The sequence below is a fragment of the Methylomonas sp. Uni0009 genome, assembly GCF_054188105.3.
The window spans coordinates 4,537,441-4,554,932 of the sequence record NZ_JBTAFN010000001.1 but is presented as its reverse complement, the minus strand read 5'-3'; the positions used below and the strand labels follow the sequence as shown (position 1 = coordinate 4,554,932).

General features: G+C 52.1%; 13 protein-coding genes. 9 read left to right on the top strand and 4 right to left on the bottom strand.

The window, feature by feature from the left end; all coding sequences use genetic code 11:
* Window positions 1-5: 5 nt before the first annotated feature.
* Both ACWAU0_RS21020 and ACWAU0_RS21015 read left to right on the top strand, forming a co-directional pair.
* Window positions 6-1,343: an efflux RND transporter periplasmic adaptor subunit gene (locus ACWAU0_RS21020; RefSeq protein WP_458139244.1), complete on the top strand. Its 1,338-nt coding sequence runs from the start codon at window positions 6-8 to the stop codon at window positions 1,341-1,343.
* Complete coding sequence (locus ACWAU0_RS21015; RefSeq protein WP_458137819.1) at window positions 1,328-3,460, top strand: site-2 protease family protein; 2,133 nt, start codon at window positions 1,328-1,330, stop codon at window positions 3,458-3,460. Before ACWAU0_RS21020 ends, ACWAU0_RS21015 begins: the two co-directional genes overlap by 16 nt.
* Window positions 3,461-3,505: 45 nt before the next feature.
* Here ACWAU0_RS21015 and ACWAU0_RS21010 read toward each other — a convergent pair whose 3' ends face one another.
* Window positions 3,506-3,712, bottom strand: coding sequence for a hypothetical protein (locus ACWAU0_RS21010; protein WP_155931079.1), 207 nt, complete (start codon window positions 3,710-3,712; stop codon window positions 3,506-3,508).
* A 544-nt stretch (window positions 3,713-4,256) separates the two neighbouring features.
* Here ACWAU0_RS21010 and ACWAU0_RS21005 point away from each other — a divergent pair.
* The 5 genes from ACWAU0_RS21005 (at window position 4,257) to ACWAU0_RS20985 (ending at window position 10,210) form a co-directional block, all read left to right on the top strand.
* Window positions 4,257-5,219, top strand: a complete 963-nt coding sequence (locus tag ACWAU0_RS21005) for a PQQ-dependent catabolism-associated beta-propeller protein (protein ID WP_033158059.1) — start codon at window positions 4,257-4,259, stop codon at window positions 5,217-5,219.
* Window positions 5,216-5,953: a lanthanide ABC transporter ATP-binding protein PedB/LutE gene (gene pedB / locus ACWAU0_RS21000; protein ID WP_033158058.1), complete on the top strand. Its 738-nt coding sequence runs from the start codon at window positions 5,216-5,218 to the stop codon at window positions 5,951-5,953. The genes ACWAU0_RS21005 and pedB overlap by 4 nt, the downstream gene beginning before the upstream one ends.
* The gene (gene pedC / locus ACWAU0_RS20995; protein WP_033158057.1) at window positions 5,950-6,759 is read left to right on the top strand and encodes a lanthanide ABC transporter permease protein PedC; all 810 of its coding nucleotides are present in this window, start codon (window positions 5,950-5,952) and stop codon (window positions 6,757-6,759) included. The genes pedB and pedC overlap by 4 nt, the downstream gene beginning before the upstream one ends.
* A 635-nt stretch (window positions 6,760-7,394) precedes the next feature.
* Complete coding sequence (locus ACWAU0_RS20990) at window positions 7,395-8,987, top strand: peptide chain release factor 3 (RefSeq protein ID WP_458137818.1); 1,593 nt, start codon at window positions 7,395-7,397, stop codon at window positions 8,985-8,987.
* A gap of 275 nt (window positions 8,988-9,262) precedes the next feature.
* A complete protein-coding gene (locus ACWAU0_RS20985; RefSeq protein ID WP_458137817.1) occupies window positions 9,263-10,210 on the top strand; it encodes a histone deacetylase family protein in 948 nt (315 codons plus the stop codon).
* Window positions 10,211-10,237: 27 nt separating this feature from the next.
* On the opposite strand, the gene ACWAU0_RS20980 is transcribed toward ACWAU0_RS20985, so the two are convergent.
* Window positions 10,238-10,729 (bottom strand): cytochrome P460 family protein, encoded by a 492-nt coding sequence (locus tag ACWAU0_RS20980; protein WP_051670240.1) that lies wholly within the window; start codon window positions 10,727-10,729, stop codon window positions 10,238-10,240.
* A gap of 240 nt (window positions 10,730-10,969) precedes the next feature.
* Here ACWAU0_RS20980 and ACWAU0_RS20975 point away from each other — a divergent pair, with 240 nt between their 5' ends.
* The gene (locus ACWAU0_RS20975) at window positions 10,970-13,045 is read left to right on the top strand and encodes a carbon starvation CstA family protein (protein WP_458137816.1); all 2,076 of its coding nucleotides are present in this window, start codon (window positions 10,970-10,972) and stop codon (window positions 13,043-13,045) included.
* 141 nt (window positions 13,046-13,186) lie between these two features.
* Here ACWAU0_RS20975 and leuB read toward each other — a convergent pair whose 3' ends face one another.
* Together leuB and ACWAU0_RS20965 are read right to left on the bottom strand one after the other, a co-directional pair.
* Window positions 13,187-14,293, bottom strand: coding sequence for a 3-isopropylmalate dehydrogenase (leuB, locus tag ACWAU0_RS20970; protein WP_445369684.1), 1,107 nt, complete (start codon window positions 14,291-14,293; stop codon window positions 13,187-13,189).
* Window positions 14,294-14,612: 319 nt separating this feature from the next.
* Window positions 14,613-14,822: a hypothetical protein gene (locus ACWAU0_RS20965; protein ID WP_415878482.1), complete on the bottom strand. Its 210-nt coding sequence runs from the start codon at window positions 14,820-14,822 to the stop codon at window positions 14,613-14,615.
* A gap of 595 nt (window positions 14,823-15,417) precedes the next feature.
* On the opposite strand from ACWAU0_RS20965, the gene ACWAU0_RS20960 reads away from it, so the two are divergent.
* Window positions 15,418-17,280, top strand: coding sequence for a hypothetical protein (locus tag ACWAU0_RS20960; protein WP_523070832.1), 1,863 nt, complete (start codon window positions 15,418-15,420; stop codon window positions 17,278-17,280).
* Window positions 17,281-17,492: the final 212 nt, after the last annotated feature.

Genomic DNA, 17,492 nt, shown 5'->3' with positions numbered 1-17,492 from the left:
TGGCTGTGCAACAGGAAGACCCTCAGCAACGCCAGTTGCGGGGGCTGGCGCTGCTATTACAGTTGCAGCGCAAGGCCCGTGCCGCCGAGGATTTAGCTGCCTTAGGTTTTGTCATCGTCAACGAGAGTCGCAGCTTGGTGGAATACCGCCAAGCCGCATTGTGGCTGGATAGGCCAATTCAGCCGGTGGCGGCGGTATCCGGCATCGCCCAACTCGACGCGCAAGCCCCTTATATTGTTTGGCTGAACGGTGTGTGTCGCCGGCAGTTTCAAACCGACAACAACCTTGCCTACCAATTATTGCAAGCCGCGGATTTGCCTCCGACCTTACAGACCGAGTGGCAGCAATGGCTGCCGGGGTTTGGTCTATGGCTGCCGTTGAAGGTTCAGGGACGGACACTGGGCGGATGGCTGCTGGCGCGTGAGCAAGCTTGGCAGGAGGGTGAAGCGGTGTTACTGGCCGAGTTGAGCGATGCTTATGCCCATGCCTGGCAGGCTTTGCAGCCGCGTAAGCCTTGGTGGCGCCGTCTTTACACGCCCACCGCGCTTAAACGCTGGGCCGTGGCGGTAGTCTTACTGTTATTGATTCCGGTACGATTGTCGGTGTTGGCTCCTGCCGAAGTGATTGCCGCCCAACCCACGGTGATTCGCGCGCCTTTGGAAGGCGTGGTCGACACCTTTCAGGTGCAACCCAATCAACCCGTCGTTGCCGATCAGATGTTGTTGACGCTGGAAAACACCGATATTGCCAATCGTCTGGAAGTTTCGCGCAAAGTATTGGCGGTGGCCGAAGCCGAATACCGCAAGACTGCTCAGCAGGCGATGTTCGATGCCGACAGTAAGGCGGAGATGACGGTATTGAAAGGCCGGATGGAGCAGCATGCCGCCGAAGTAGAGTATCTGGCGGATCAATTGGCGCGTTCGCAAATCAAGGCGCCGCATGCCGGCGTGGCTATCTTCAGCGATGTGCACGACTGGATCGGCCGGCCGGTGGCCTTGGGCGAGCGGATATTGAATCTGGCCGATCCGACGCAGGTTGAGCTGGAAATGCGGGTGCCGGTCGCCGATTTTATTGAGCTGGCCGATGGTGCCGAGGCGGTGATGTTTTTGAATATCGATCCGCAACACCCGTTGGATGCCCTGGTGTATTCGCTCAGTTACCAGGCCGAGGTCGGGCCCGACCAGGTGTTGGCGTATCGGGTCAAGGCGCGTTTGGCGGATACGGAGCAATTGCCGCGCATCGGTCTTAAAGGCACCGCCAAACTGTATGGCCAACGGGTCACTCTGTTTTATTACCTATTCAGGCGCCCACTGTCCGGCTTACGGCAATGGCTGGGATTGTAGAGACCGCCTCGGCCCTGGCGCCGCTGCGCGAAGAATTGCATTGCCTGCCTGGGCCGCAGGGTTTTGATGGCGCGCCGACCTGGACCTTGTATGATCCGGCCAATAATCGGTTTTTTCGGATCGGTTGGCAAGAGTTCGAAATTCTGGCGCACTGGGCCTTGGGGCAAACAGAAGCGATTGCGCAAGCCGTGAATCGCGAAACGACTTTACATATCGACGAGAGTCAGGTCCGCGAATTTGCCCAATTCCTGTTGAACAACAACCTGCTGCGCTTGAGCGGCGATGCCGGGCTGCAACGGTTGCGGCAACAGGTGGCGATGCGCAAGCAAAGCTGGGCGCAATGGCTGCTGCATAATTATCTGTTTTTTAAAATTCCCTTGCTAAAACCCGATGCCTTACTGGCTTGGCTGTATCCGCGTTTGGCCTGGGTTTACAGTGGGCAGTTCGCTGTATTGTTGGTAGGTTGCGCGCTGTTGGCCGGGTTTTTACTGTCACGGCAATGGGAGCGCTTCCTGGCGACCTTTCCGCATTTTTTCAACTGGTCCGGGCTGACGCAATATTTTTTGGCCTTGATGCTGGCCAAGACGCTACATGAATTCGGCCATGCCTTGACCGCGCATCGCTATGGTTGTCGAGTGCCAACCATGGGCGTAGCGTTCATGGTGATGTATCCGATGCTGTATACCGACGCCAGCGAAACCTGGAAGCTCAGCTCGCGTCGACAACGAGTGGCGATTGCCGGTGCCGGGATTGCCGCCGAGTTGGGTTTGGCAGTGTTCGCCGCCTTGGCCTGGAGTTTTCTGAACGACGGCCCGTTACGCAGCGGGGTGTTTTTATTGGCAACCTCGACCTGGATCATGACGTTGGTTGTCAATCTGAGTCCATTCATGCGCTTTGACGGCTATTATCTGTTGGCCGACTGGTTGGGGATCGAGAATCTACAACCACGGGCATTTGCCTATAACCGCTGGCATTTACGGCGCCTGCTCTTCGGATTGGATCAGGCGCCGCCGGAATCGTTACCGAAACGCTGGCACTGGTTTTTTATTGGCTATGCCTGGTGTACCTGGTTGTATCGTTTCTTTCTGTTTCTGGGTATCGCGCTACTGGTCTATCACTTTTTCTTTAAGTTGCTTGGGCTATTGATGATGGCTGTGGAAGTGGGCTGGTTTATTCTGCGGCCGATCTGGTCCGAGCTGGCAGTGTGGAAAAACTTGGGGCCTGAGGTTTGGGTTAAGCCGCAGAGCCGAACTTCTCTGTTGTTGTTAATTGTTGGCTTCGCGGTTTTGATTGTACCGTGGCAAGGCCATGTGCTTGCGCCGGCGCTAATCAAGGCCGAGCGCTACGCCGAAATTTATCTGCCGACCGCGGCGCGTTTGGATGCTTGGCAAGTCAAAACTGGGCAAGCGGTGAAAAACGGCGAGTTATTAGCGCAACTAAGTTCGCGCGAACTGGATTTTCAAGCCCGAAATTCCGCGCTGGAAGGGCAGTTATTGGAGTGGCAACTGGCGTATCAGGGCTTGGAGCAAAACTTGAATCAACGCCGGCAGGTGTTGCTGAAGGAACTGGAATCGGCCGGCGCAAAACAAGCCGGTTTTCGGCATCAGCAAACCCAGTTAAAGATACAGGCGCCGTTTGACGGCCTGGCTTTGGATCTAAACCAACAGGCGCAAGAGGGACAGTGGTTGAAAGAAGGTGAAGCGTTAATGATTGTGGCCGATCCGCGTAGCCAATTGATCGAAGCCTATGTGGCCGAAGAAGATTTACAAGCCGCAGGGCAGTCCGACAGTGCGGTGTTTTATCCCGATCAACCGGGAATGTCGCCGATAAGATGCCGCGTGGAGCGTATCGATCAAGGTGGGGCGGCTTGGATTCCGGCGATGTTGGCTTCTATGCACGGCGGTGCAATTGCTGCCCGGTTCGATGCCCAGCAACAAGCTGTGCCGGAAAGCGCTGTTTACCGCGTGATCTTAAGGCCGCAAATTGATAGTCAAAATGTCGAACATCCTCCTGGAGAAAGGCGCGGTAATGTCAGACTGAATACGCCGGCTATTAGCCTGTTACATCGCTTTGTCCGACAAGTTGCGACGGTGCTGGTACGCGAATCCGGGTTTTAATCAAATGCATATGTCTGCCTAACGAGAAAGTCTGCGTTTATAGGTTCAAACTAAATCGCAGGTATCGAAAAACAGCTCCAATCTATCCAATTCGCTGTTAGCCATTTCCAACGCTGCATCGAAGGTTTGAAAATCGTCAGCGTGCGCCGCAATGTCCAACATTAGATCGCACAGGGTTCCGGTTTTAAGCAGTGAATCGTGCTTTTTTCCGAGGTTTTCCAGTTGGTCTTCCGTTATCAGATAAAATTTCATTTCTATGTCCTTGTTAGTCCGAAGTGAATATTCACGTCCATTTGCGCAATCTTGCCGATACAAATTATTTTTTTGGCAACTTTCTTTGTATGATTTTGCGATGCTAATAACAAATGGCCAGCGTTGCGCATATCTTCGCCTTGATGGTAGTCAGTTCGGTATTGTTCTAGCGTACAGGTCTTCGTGTTTTTTGGGTGAACGCCGAGCGTGACGTGATTGGTCAAGCTCGACCCCTAGTCAGGCACGAGACATTGTTTTGGACATTGCCAATTCCTTTCTGCCGTCATTACCGTCATGCGGGAACAACTATATTCACGGCTTGGATAAAATAGGGATAATTTCCCACCCGGCGAAAGGATGTAATCCCGTCGAGCTTCGGGTTAAACTTCCCAACCGCAGGGGAGGGCATTGCTTGTGATAGGCCGTGTTAGCGGTTTTATATCTATCCCTCTCCGCTGACTACATCGATTTGTTGGTGAAGCGTTATCTCTCGTTACACTAAATAGACCAGTAAAATGACATCAGGCATACCAAGGAAAAATTTATGCACCCGATAAAAATGGCCGGAATGGCCGCCGTCTTATTGGCTTCGGCCGCGCAAGCCGAAACCGTATTCGTCACACTGGAAAAAGATAATGCGATTGCCGTGCTCGATCCCGTCGAAGGCAAGCTGGTCAAAACCGTTCCGGTCGGCCAGCGGCCACGCGGCATAGCGATAAGTAAGGACGGCAAGACCTTGTTCGTTGCGACCAGCGACGACAACACCATCCGCATGATCGACTCGGAAACGCTGAAGGAAATAGGCAAACTGCCGTCCGGCGAAGATCCGGAAACCTTTGCGTTAAGCCCGGACGGCAAATTTATGTACGTGTCCAACGAAGATGACGCGGAAGTGACGGTCATCGACATCGCGGCAAAAAAAGCCGTTGGTAAGATCAAGGTAGGCGTGGAGCCGGAAGGCATTACCGTCAGTCCGGATAACAAATGGACCATCAGCGCCTCGGAAACCACCAATATGCTGCACTGGATTGATACCAATAGCCGGCAGATTGCGGATAACACGCTGGTCGATCCGCGGCCACGCGCGGTGACATTTACCGACGATAGCCAACAATTATGGGCGACGTCAGAAATGGCCGGCACGCTGACCATTATCGATGCGGCGTCCAAACAGATCGTGCAGAACATCAAACTCGACGTCCAAGGCGTCAGCAGCGATCAGATTCAGCCGGTGGGGATCGCGATTGATAAGGAGCGCCGGTACGGCTATGTGGCGATGGGCCCCGCCAACCGCGTCGCGGTGATCAACGCCCAAACCTATAAAGTGGAGAAGTTCTTATTGGTTGGGCAGCGGGTTTGGAATTTGGCGTTTTCGCCGGATCAAAAGCGTTTGTACACCACCAACGGCGTCAGCAACGACGTGTCGATCATCGATTTGGAAAACCATAAAGTGACCAAATCGGTGGCGGTGGGCCGTTATCCCTGGGGCGTGGCGGTTAAACCATGACCGAGATTGCCTTAGCGGTTGAAAACCTGAGCTTTGCCTACGGTGCGAAAAAAGCACTGGATGCCGTGAGTTTTAATGTGCAATCCGGCGAATGCACGATTTTGCTAGGGCCCAATGGTGCTGGCAAAAGCACGCTGTTTTCCTTGATCACCCGGCTTTACGATGCCAGGGAAGGGCGCATCGAGCTTTGCGGTTTTGATCTAAAAAAACAAAGTCTGCAAGCTTTGACGCGCTTAGGTGTAGTGTTTCAACAGACAACGCTGGACCCTGACTTGTCGGTGACGCAAAACCTGCGTTACCACGCCGCCTTGCACGGTATAGGACGCAAAGTCGCCGACAAACGCATCCAAGAAGAGCTGGAGCGTTTGGCTATGTTCGAGCGCCGCAGCGAAAAGGTCCGGCAATTGAATGGCGGCCACAAGCGCCGGGTGGAAATCGCCCGCGCCTTACTGCATAAACCCAGTTTACTATTGCTGGACGAGCCGACCGTGGGATTGGACATGCCGAGCCGGCAGGCTATCGTCAGCCATGTGCATGACTTGGTTAGTCAGCAAAATCTGGCAGTGCTGTGGGCCACGCATTTGATCGACGAAATTGCCGCAGACGATAGCTTAATTGTTTTACACAAGGGGCAGGTCAAAGCCAGCGGCAAACTGTCTGAGATATTGCAGAGCACCGGGTGGGCCGATCCCGGCCAGGTATTCCAAAAACTGACTCAGGGGCCGCAAGCATGAGGGTTTTACATTACTCGCGAGCAACGGTCGGCATCGTCGGCCGCGAATTGCTGCGTTTTTTACATCAGCGCGAACGCTTCGTCTCGGCCTTAGTGCGGCCGCTGGTCTGGCTGTTCGTCTTCGCCGCGGGCTTTCGCGCCGCGTTGGGCATAGCTATCGCGCCGCCCTACGAGACTTACATCCTTTATGAGGTTTACATTACCCCCGGCTTATTGGGCATGATCTTGCTGTTTAATGGCATGCAAAGCTCACTGTCCATGGTTTACGACCGGGAAATGGGCAGTATGCGCATGTTGATGGTTTGCCCGTTGCCGCGCTGGTTTCTATTGTGCAGCAAGCTGATCGCCGGGACTGCGGTAGGCGTGCTGCAATCTTACGCTTTTCTGGGCATCGCGTGGCTGTACGACATACAGGCGCCGCTGATGGGTTATGTCTGGATTTTGCCGGCGCTGGTGCTGGCTGGCATGATGCTAGGGGCATTGGGCTTACTGTTGTCGTCGTTCATCAAACAACTGGAGAATTTCGCCGGCGTGATGAATTTCGTGATTTTTCCACTGTTCTTCATGTCCACCGCTTTGTATCCGTTGTGGAAGATCAAGGAGTCCAGCGAGTTGTTGTCAACCCTGGCGCAATATAACCCGTTCTCGCAAGCGGTGGAGTTGATTCGTTTTGCGTTGTACGAGCAATTTAACCCGCAAGCGCTGATCTTTACCGGCGCGTCGTTTTTGCTGTTTATGGGCGCGGCTATCATGGGCTATAACCCGAGTAAGGGTATGATGGTTAAAAAAGGTGGTGGAGGAGATTAGTAGTGAATTGCCGAATTTTCTTTAGATGGCCGCAATCCCCTAAAGTTAAGCCGTGCGTGTTGAGCACCGCTAAACCATGGACTGTTTAAGCCTTCATCCTGCGACAGAGCAAGGCCCGCATCGCAAAAACCAAGCGATAATCTTTAACTCAGCCACATTGGTTGGCGGGGTATTGATCTTATTTTGCTTCGCGACATAACGTATTGCCTTGTAGAAAAGAGAATCCGCAAGACCAAAGTCCTTGCCCCACATTAGAGGTAACCCGGACGTGTGAAAAAATGAGTTGCAATTGTTGCTCAGTGGCGGCCTTAAGAGCAAACGGATTGGGTTTGGTATGCTTTCGCGGGGAGTCTGCTTTGTCGATAGCGATTCCAGATGCTTTGCAAATAGGCGTGTCCTAGGTATTTTTCCATGGTGGTAACCTGCTTGATTTCGGTTACACACAATGTAAGGCAACGACCCATTTTTAATGACCCCTTGGCTTACTTTTAATGTGAGGAAATTCGGGGATTTGGACGACGTCATCGCCTGGGTAGAATCTACGATATAATTCCAGAATTTTCCGGCAACACATATCGCATTGCCGGAAATGTACTTTTAATTTTGTGTACATAGCTATGTACACAACTATGCAAATGCAAATAAAACAATCAATGGAATTCCCTGAATACAAGCGGCGCCGCACTTTTGCCATCATCTCCCACCCCGACGCCGGTAAAACCACCATCACTGAAAAATTGCTGCTGTTCGGCGGCGCCATTCAGTTAGCCGGCTCGGTCAAAGGTCGTAAAGCGGCGCGTCATGCCACCTCCGACTGGATGGAAATGGAAAAAGAGCGGGGGATTTCCGTCACCACTTCGGTTATGCAGTTTGAGCACAATGATTGCATCATCAATCTGCTGGACACCCCGGGCCATGAAGACTTTTCCGAAGATACTTACCGGACATTAACAGCCGTAGACTCGGCGTTGATGGTGATTGACGTGGCGAAAGGCGTAGAGGATAGGACCATCAAATTGATGGAAGTATGCCGGCTACGGGATACACCAATCCTGACCTTCATCAACAAACTGGACCGCGAAGGCCGCGAACCGATCGAACTGCTCGACGAAGTCGAAAGCGTGCTAAAAATTCAATGCACGCCAATGACTTGGCCGATAGGTATGGGCAAGCGCTTCAAAGGGGTTTACCAGCTGTATAAAGATGAGATCTTGCTGTTCAGTCCACACCACGGCGGTCGTATCGCCAAGGCCGAAATCATCAAAGGCTTGAACAATCCGAAGCTTGACGAACTGCTAGGCTATCAGGCGGAAGAATTGCGCGATGAGATTGAACTGGTAAAAGGTGCCAGTCACGAATTCGATCACGCGAAATATTTGGCGGGTCAACAAACTCCGGTGTTTTTTGGTTCGGCGATCAATAACTTCGGCATCATCGAATTGCTGGACGCTTTTGCCGAATATGCACCAGGGCCGCGCTCACGCCAAGCCGAGCAACGCGAAGTGATGCCCGAGGAAGAAAAATTCACCGGCTTTGTGTTTAAAATCCAAGCCAATATGGACCCGGCGCACCGCGACCGCGTGGCGTTTTTAAGAATCTGTTCCGGCAAATTCGATAAAGGCATGAAGGTCAATCATGTGCGCATTGGTAAAAACATTCAGGTCGCCAACGCCATTACTTTTCAGGCGGACAGCCGTAAAAACGTCGAGGAAGCTTATGCCGGCGACATCATAGGCTTGCACAACCACGGCACTATTCAGGTCGGCGACACCTTTACCCAAGGCGAAGTCTTGAAATTCGGAGGCATTCCTTATTTCGCGCCGGAATTGTTTCGCCGCGTGGTATTAAAAGATCCGCTGCGTGCCAAAGCACTGCAAAAAGGTTTGATTCAATTGACCGAAGAAGGCGCTACCCAGCTGTTTCGCCCTCTGAAAAACAACGATTTGATCTTAGGTGCGGTGGGTATTTTGCAGTTTGATGTCACCGCCCATCGTCTCAAAAACGAATACAACGTCGAATGTGCTTACGACGTTTCGCCGATTAATACCGTGCGTTGGGTCAGCGCGAAAAATCCGGCCAAACTGGAAGAGTTTAAGAACAAGGCCTTCGAAAACCTTGCTGAAGATGGCGGCGGCTATTTGGTTTATCTGGCCAGCAGCCGGGTGAATTTGCAATTGACCGAAGAGCGCTGGCCGGACATTCATTTCAGTCAGACCAGAGAGCTTTGAAAGCTGATTCAAAGCCCATCTTTTAAATCCAAATCATGCGGAATCGCTTGCGGCCAAGCGATTCCTGCACAGCTTTTTCACGGCCGATACCATCATTTGTAGCCCTTATTTACCCACGAACCCCCCGCGCCGCTAGCTCCCAGCGCAAAAACTCAGATCAATAAAAAATAGGCTAAACACTTAATATTTATAGATATATTTGCGCGAGGGATATACACTGCCGAAGCCAATCCGATAAAGATACGACTTTAAGCAACATCCGCAGGAGTAAGCTTATGCGCACACTTTACTATAGTCACCCGGATTTTTTGGGCCACGACACCGGCGTAGCCCATCCAGAGAGCATTGACCGGCTGCATGTGATCGAACAAGCCTTGTCGGCACCCGAATTTGCGCCATTGCAAAGAATCACAGTCGACATTCCCGCCGACATTCTCGATAAGATTGGCCTGGTACACAGCAAGGCCATGATAGCGAAAGTGTTATCAACCATTCCTGAACAAGGTTACGCCAATTTTGACGCGGATACCGTGGTATCGCCCGGCTCCAAACCTGCAGCTCTGCGGGCCGTGGCTGCAGTCTGCGATGCCGTCGATAGAATTTGCACCGGCCAAAACGCCAGGGCTTTTTGCGCCACCCGCCCTCCCGGCCACCATGCCATGCCGGATTATGCGATGGGATTTTGCCTGTTCAACAATATCGCCATTGCCGCCGAATATGCCCGCAGCCGCTACGGCCTGACCCGAATCGCCATCGTGGATTTTGACGTGCACCACGGCAACGGTACCCAGGCGGCTTTTTGCGAGCAGCCGCAAGTGCTGTATGCTTCCAGTCATCAATGGCCGCATTACCCCGGCAGCGGCCATCCCTCGGAAAGCGGTGTCGGGAACGTTATCAACATTCCCCTGCCCACCGGCAGCGGCGGCGAGGTGTTTCGGGATAAATATCGCCAGTCCATTTTGCCGGCAGTGAAAACCTTCAAGCCCGAATTGATTTTGGTTTCCGCGGGTTTCGACGCCCATAGAGACGATCCTTTGGCATCGCTGGACCTAGTGGAAGACGACTATCGCTGGATTACCGATGAATTGCTGTGCATCGCCAATGCCTGCTGCCAGGGGCGAATCATTTCGGCATTGGAAGGTGGATACAATCTAAGCGCATTAGCTGACAGTGTTGCCGCTCATGTCCGCAGCTTGATGGGCAACCCAACCAGAGGCGAATGAACCGCCTCTCGTCATAAAATACCGCGTTTATTGCAGATTAGGCAGGGTATAAACGTAATCGCTGTCTTTCATAGGCATATGGCAAGCAAAACAAGGTGCGGATTTTTCCTGATCCAACATTTTTAAAGTTTTACCTTCCCAAATACCGAAGCCCCAACCGCCGGTTTCAGCGTATTTCTTGCTGTCTTTCACCATCGCTTCCGCAGCAGTGAATTCGCCTGGCACAGTCGCTTGTTCCCAATTCGGATGCTTTCTTTCGCCCCACTTTATTTTGGCGATGATGCTGCCGTCCGGCCAAGGTTTGACTTTACCTGCACGCGCGGCAGCGATAGCCACATGGTTACCAACGATGGCGCGTATGCTGTTTTTATCGTGACGTAAAGACACGCCCAACAAACGCCAGTCTCGGTATTCGCCATGTTCGGGTTTAGCAGCCGGTTGGGCTTCCGCGAAAGCCAGGCTAAACGGCATTAACGCCACCGCTGCCAAACATAAGCCGCTGAAAATAGTTCTGTTCATATTCTCGTCCTCCTTTATCAGTAATGGATACAAGCCATTATTATACGCCGGCAGCTTAGCGGCTAACGCCTGTTCAATCCAGCTGAATCAAACCAGTCGATGACAATCGCGAATTAGCGGTAAAACCTGGAAAAACAGCCTGTTTGAAAGCGAATCCGCCAACAGCAATTGACGCTGGCATGCTACCATTTTGCCAACTCTATCACGCAGTACACCGATTACAATCCAAAGGAACCCGCCATGTCTGGCCCTAACAAACAAGTACCGTCCATTTTTTTCTGGGCTTGCGTCGCCCTGACCGGCGCCTTCGCCGTCGGCGGGATTGCTCTGCAACGCGGTGAAAGCATTAATAGTATGTGGCTAATCGTCGCGGCGCTTTGCATCTACGCGCTGGGCTATCGTTTCTATAGCGCATTTGTCGCGACTAAAGTATTGGTATTGGATCCCAGTCGCGCCACTCCCGCAGAGCGTTTCGACGATGGTCGCGATTTCATGCCGACTCACAAATGGGTGGTGTTCGGCCACCATTTCGCCGCGATTGCCGGACCAGGCCCGTTGATCGGCCCAACTCTGGCCGCACAGTTCGGTTATCTGCCGGGTACTTTGTGGATTTTGATCGGCGCGGTGTTGGGCGGTTGTGTCCAGGATTTTGTCACGCTGTTCTTCTCGGTGCGCCGCGACGGCCGCTCACTGGGGCAAATGGCCAAGGATGAACTGGGCAATATCGGCGGCACGGCCGCTATGTTGGGCGTGATGGTGATCATGGTGATTCTGATCGCGGTATTGGGCTTGGTGGTGGTCAATGCGATGAAACACAGCCCATGGGCCACTTCCACCGTCGCCGCAACCATTCCGATCGCGATGTTGATGGGCCTATATTTAAATCAGTTGCGGCCGGGCCGAGTCGCCGAAGCCACGCTGATTGGCGTGTCCCTGTTGATTTTTGCGGTACTGGGCGGCGGCTGGATCGACGACAATCCGACCATCCGTGGCTGGTTCGATTACGACGCACCGCAACTGGCGTTGATGGTGATTTTGTACGGCTTTGCCGCTGCCGTGTTGCCAGTCTGGCTATTGCTGGCACCGCGAGACTATTTGTCCACCTTCATGAAGCTGGGCACCATCAGCGCGCTGGCGATTGCCATTGTGGTGTTGCGCCCGGAATTGAAAATGCCGGCCTTGACCCAGTTCATCGACGGCAGCGGGCCTATCTTCGGCGGCAAATTGTTTCCGTTCGTGTTTATTACCATCGCCTGCGGCGCCATTTCCGGCTTTCATGCCTTAATTTCCTCCGGCACCACACCCAAACTGCTGGCTAACGAGCAGGACGCCCGCTTCATTGGCTATGGGGCGATGATGATGGAGTCCTTCGTTGCCATCATGGCGATGATCGCCGCCTCAGTTTTAGAGCCCGGCGTGTATTTCGCCATCAACAGTCCGGCCGGCATCGTCGGCAAGGAAGCGGTGGACGCGGTCACCAAAATCAGCAGCTGGGGCTTTCCGGTGAGCGTCGAACAAATGCAAACCCTGGCCAAAACCATGGGCGAATCCACCTTGTTCGCCCGCACCGGCGGCGCGCCATCGTTGGCGGTGGGGATGGCTAGTTTGTTTGCGCAAGTGTTCGGCGAGCATCTACTGGCGGCCTGGTATCACTTTGCGATCATGTTCGAGGCCTTGTTTATTCTGACTACGCTCGACGCCGGCACCCGCGTCGCCCGCTTCATGCTGCAAGATATTCTGAGCAATGTTGGTTTGCCTAAAACCAACAGCTATCCCAGCATACTGCTGACCAGCGCTGTGGTGGTCGGAGCTTGGGGTTATTTTCTGTACATGGGCACTATCGATCCCTTAGGCGGCATCAACAGCCTGTGGCCCTTGTTCGGCATTGCCAACCAGATGCTGGCGGCAATAGCCTTATGCGTGGGCACCACGATATTGGTGAAGTCGGACAAACTGAAATATGTGTGGGTCACGGCAACACCCTTGGTCTGGCTGATTATCGTCACCAGCTCCGCCGCTTGGGAAAAATTGTTTGCCGCCGATTTGCGGGTGGGATTTTTATCGCATGCCGCAGATTTATCCGCCAGACTTGCCAACGGCGCTCTGCCAGCCGAGCAAATCAAAAATGCACCGCATTTGATTTTCAACGATTACTTGAACGCCGGTTTAACCAGCTTATTTATGCTGATCACCTGGCTATTACTGGCAGACACCCTGCGGGTGATTTATTGCGTCATCGCCGGCAAAAACCACCCGCAATCCAGCGAATCGCCGCATACACCCAGCCGTTTGGTTGAAGAGTGGGTAAGGGACTAAAGCATTTTCGAAAAAGTAGGCGTCGCGGCGGATACTGTTTTAATCACCCGTCCTTGACGTTAATACCAGCAACTGGGATACGAGGCTTGTAGAAGCAAAGATAACGCAGCCTGCGCCGCGTTATCGTATGGCAAGCCCTTATTAGACTTTAGGCATTTCCCGTAGCTTTGCCACCACTTTGTCGCCAAATTCAACCGTGCTGATCATGGTGACGCCACTGCCGGGTTTGGATAAGTCGGCGGTAGAGTAGCCGTCGGCAAACACGCCCTGCATCGCCGCCCAGACGTTTTTCGCTTCCGCTTCCATACCAAAGCTGTTTTCCAGCATCATCGCCACCGAACCGATCATCGAGTAGGGATTAGCGATGTTTTTGCCGGCGATGTCCGGCGCCGAACCGTGGGATGGCTCGTAATAGGCTTTTTCCGGGCCGATACACGCTGACGGCATCAGGCCCAGCGAGCCCAAAATGCCGCCGCCTTGGTCGCTGAGAATGTCGCCGAACATGTTTTCCATCACCATCACGTCAAATTGGGTCGGTTTCAGACACAGTGCAGTGGCGGCCGAATCGACCAGATAATTGACGACTTGCACGTCCGGGTATTCCTTGGCGACTTCTTCCATCACCTCGTTCCACAATACGCTGGATTTCAGCACGTTGCTTTTATGGATGTTGTGCAGCAATTTGCGGCGTTTTTGCGCCAGTTTGAAGGCCTGGTGCATGATGCGACGAATTTGTTCTTCGTCGTATTCCAGGGTTTCGCGCACGTAACGCAGGCCTTGCTCGTTGACTCCCGCTTCTTTTTGGCCGAAATACAGGCCGCCGACCAGCTCACGCACCATAATCAAATCGATGCCATCGCCGATCACTTCCGGCTTCAGCGGCGAGAAATGCGCCAACGACCTCGGTAGGAAAACCGGGCGAAAGTTGGCGTAGGTGTTATAGCGGCGGCGTAGCGGCAACAGAGCGCCACGCTCCGGTTGTTTGTCGACCGGGATTTTCTTCGATTCTTCGTGATTCAAGCCTATGGTGCCTTTCAGGATGGCGTCGGCTTGATCGCAAATGTCGATGGTGGCTTGCGGGAAAGCATCGCCGGTTGCGAAGTAAGCGCAGGCGCCGAACAAAGCCGGCATCAGCTCGAAGCTAACGTCGTTACGTTCTTCGATGACTTTCAAAACCTTGATGGCTTCCGCGGTGATTTCAGGGCCGATGCCGTCGCCGGCCAGAACTGCGATTTTGTAATTTTTCATGAGATGGTGAGTGCTGAGTGATTAAAGCGTTAAATCAGGAATTTCTATCGAAAAATAAACAGCGGATTTTAGCAGATTGGCCGCCACGCTTCCGCCGAAAAACGGCTTTGCTGACAAACGCAGGAAAAGCTTGATCGGGACGGAATTTGTATTCGTTTTTTGTTAATTCACAGGGAAGAAAACACGTCTCATAGGACTTGAATAACCCACCGATGCCGGAAAACCGAGTAATTTTCTCGATCATTCTTTCGCCGAACGCCATCGTTTTAGCTCCGAGCGAAATAGTTGGAGTTATTTGTCCAATGACTGAGAAAAAAGCCTAGATGGTGGTGAAAGTTTCGCTCAACGGCCGAGTAAAAAATAAAGCAGTGGCGAATGGATAATCAGCAATCGGCTTATTTGCCGCAGCAAAGGAGCTGGCCTTCATCATTTCCACGCCGGCGCGTGGGAATGATGAAAAACCCGTAATAACAACCGTCCGTTTACAACAACATTCGACAAAATCAACTAAGCTGGCTAATGTCACCATAGCAAATTTTGTTAGCCGTGAAATTTAGCTCTTCAACCTTCAAATACCCCATATCATGTCAATAGCTAAACCGTCATTTCTTGCAACCGTGCTGTTTGTATTGGGATCGCCATCATTTGCTGTAGATAGACCAAAACTAATAACCGAAGAACTTTACGCATACCGATCCGATGCTCCGCCACATCACAGTTCCGGCGATATTCAAAATTTTGAAGTGTTCTGGCATAAATTATTGTTGGGGATGGGGGTACACCAATTAGGCCCGTTATCGGATGGTCATTCGGCTTGTCATTACGACAATGCGTTGGCAGTGTTAAAGCAAATTCGTCTAGAACTAGGGGAAGCTAACGCCTACCAAAAACTATGGGCTGAGAATCAGGATAAAGTTTTTTCCGCCTGCGATGTCCGACGCGCAAACAGTCAACCACCTCAAGCGATTAAGATCTTAAAGCCCTTGCCTTCCCGAGCTCCGAGCGATTTTCTTTACCAGTCGGCCAGTTACCATTTTTATAAGCGAGAGTTCGACAAGGCTTTAGAGCTCTATCAACAGGTCGAAAATGATTCGAAAGCCCCGCTTCGCGCTACGGCGGCTTACATGACGCTGCGATGTCTGGCCCAACTTAAACGCGCCGACGAGGCTTACGATAAAGCCGACCGTATACTGGCCGACCCTTCGTTCAAAACCGTGCATGATATTGCAGCCAACTATCGATTCATCCTAATGAATCCCACTGCTTGGCCTGTCAAAGCAATTACAGCGGAGCTGGCCAGCAAACATTTAGCATGGCTCATTAGTTTAATTAAAATAGCCCCTGCAAATGCAGCCGATTTTAACCAAGCTTATAAGGATTATTTTGACGCGCTGGAGCAACTTGACGGTTATTTTCCGCTCTTTGCGCCGGATTCCCTTGCGGTGGATTGGTGGATAACCGATACGGCAGCACTGTCGCCCCGCATGCAGGCAGTAAAAAACCTTGCGCCAGCGCATGAATTTGTCGACTGGATGCAGGCCCAATGGGCATACAACGTTTTTACCGCCGATTGGCTGTGGGCTTTACATCAGAAAGATCATGCTTACTGGGCTCAAAACCAAAATATAGTCAGCCATGCCTGGAAGAGATGGCAACACGGAGACGGTGGAGAATGGCTGCAAATAGCCATTACGCGGACTCATCCCCAGACGCCTCTAGCCGGCGAGATCATAAAAAGCGCAACTCCTTTTTTGACGAATTCATGGCAAGGCGAAACCCCCGAATATCGGGAATGGCTGTTTGATCTTTGGGAAAACCTGATCCGTCTCCATTTAGGCCGGGGTGAACACGGCGCTGCCCTAGACTTGATAAAAAACTACGCCAGTTATAAAACTTTATTCGATGGAAGGCTTGGCCGCCGCCCATACACCAATCGGTCGCACGGAAAAAGCTTAAAAAACTTGTTGCGTTGGCTGGTGTATGCCGGCAACACCGACGACGCGCGACTGGCTTTGCAAGTTATTCGTCAACAATATCCCGTTAGTTTTAACCACTGGCGCAACTTGTTGGCATCCGAGTGGAACGAAGTCATCGCCTCGGCACCCAAGCACAATCTATGGGATTATCGCGACGATTTGCTTCTTGAAAACGACGAAGGGCTTTGGCAGTATTTGCTCAATATGTTGCCAGCCAAAGCCTTGTATCAATTGGCGGATGCTGGCAATATCGAAAGTAGCGACCGGGGTTATCTGGCGCGTGCAGCGTTAACACGAGCATTTCTGTTAAACATGGATGACCACACCATCAACCAGTATTCGGCATTGGTTGCAAAACTGAATCCATCGATTCGTGAGCGAGTTTTAAGCGCTGTCGATAACCACAGCAAAAACGATTACATTGATTTGATGTTGCGTATGCCGCGCTTCAGACCGCAACCCTTTACCGGGATTCCACTGGTTAACGCCAGGGAAAATGAAGTGGAAGACAATTTCAAGGCCATAGATATCTTCAATCACAAGGACAATAACTGGTGGTGCCGTTTTGATCAGCGCAAGTTGGAAGACCGGCTTTTTGATTATGCAAAGGTGACACCTTACGGTAATTTGCTATTTCGCGGCGACATCAGCGCCGAGTTTGCGCCGTATATCGAACGCCAAAAAGCCGCGTTCGCCAAGCACCCTTACAAACAGTTGCTGGATAAACAGGAAATAGCGGCGCTAGAAGCTATACCGGATGCACCGCAATATTTATCAGAAGCGGTGATTGCCAGAAAAATCAAGAATCCGGCATCGGATGCGGTTCGTAAACAGCAGGCTTCCAATCTGCATCATGCTATTCGCACCACTAGATACGGATGTGTTGGTCATGGCCCAAGTTCAAAACAAGCATTTCTGCTTTTACAAAACCAATACGGCGACACCGTTTGGGCAACTGCAACACCGTATTGGTTTGATTACTCTAAATTTTTCGGAAACTACTCACCCTAAAAATAATTCCGTAGGATTTAATGACCTAATTATGGGCAAATTTTCCCAGCCTACGAATCTGAGATTTCAATTCGGGACTGCGATGTTTGATAAGCCACGCCGAAGCGCTCAGCCCAAGCCAAACAGCGCTTCCCGCTCGATAAACTCTTACAGTTCGTTTGGTTACAAAGCCTTAACTGGCGTAGGTTGTTCAGGGTTTGGGCTCTCGGCGC

Bases quoted from the DNA above. Each gene is read 5' to 3' on its own strand.
- ACWAU0_RS21015 (WP_458137819.1), top strand. From the start codon at position 1,328: ATGGCTGGGATTGTAGAGACCGCCTCGGCCCTGGCGCCGCTGCGCGAA.
- ACWAU0_RS21010 (WP_155931079.1), bottom strand. From the start codon at position 3,712: ATGAAATTTTATCTGATAACGGAAGACCAACTGGAAAACCTCGGAAAA.
- ACWAU0_RS21005 (WP_033158059.1), top strand. From the start codon at position 4,257: ATGCACCCGATAAAAATGGCCGGAATGGCCGCCGTCTTATTGGCTTCG.
- pedB (WP_033158058.1), top strand. From the start codon at position 5,216: ATGACCGAGATTGCCTTAGCGGTTGAAAACCTGAGCTTTGCCTACGGT.
- pedC (WP_033158057.1), top strand. From the start codon at position 5,950: ATGAGGGTTTTACATTACTCGCGAGCAACGGTCGGCATCGTCGGCCGC.
- ACWAU0_RS20990 (WP_458137818.1), top strand. From the start codon at position 7,395: ATGCAAATAAAACAATCAATGGAATTCCCTGAATACAAGCGGCGCCGC.
- ACWAU0_RS20985 (WP_458137817.1), top strand. From the start codon at position 9,263: ATGCGCACACTTTACTATAGTCACCCGGATTTTTTGGGCCACGACACC.
- ACWAU0_RS20980 (WP_051670240.1), bottom strand. From the start codon at position 10,729: ATGAACAGAACTATTTTCAGCGGCTTATGTTTGGCAGCGGTGGCGTTA.
- ACWAU0_RS20975 (WP_458137816.1), top strand. From the start codon at position 10,970: ATGTCTGGCCCTAACAAACAAGTACCGTCCATTTTTTTCTGGGCTTGC.
- leuB (WP_445369684.1), bottom strand. From the start codon at position 14,293: ATGAAAAATTACAAAATCGCAGTTCTGGCCGGCGACGGCATCGGCCCT.
- ACWAU0_RS20965 (WP_415878482.1), bottom strand. From the start codon at position 14,822: ATGGTGACATTAGCCAGCTTAGTTGATTTTGTCGAATGTTGTTGTAAA.
- ACWAU0_RS20960 (WP_523070832.1), top strand. From the start codon at position 15,418: ATGACGCTGCGATGTCTGGCCCAACTTAAACGCGCCGACGAGGCTTAC.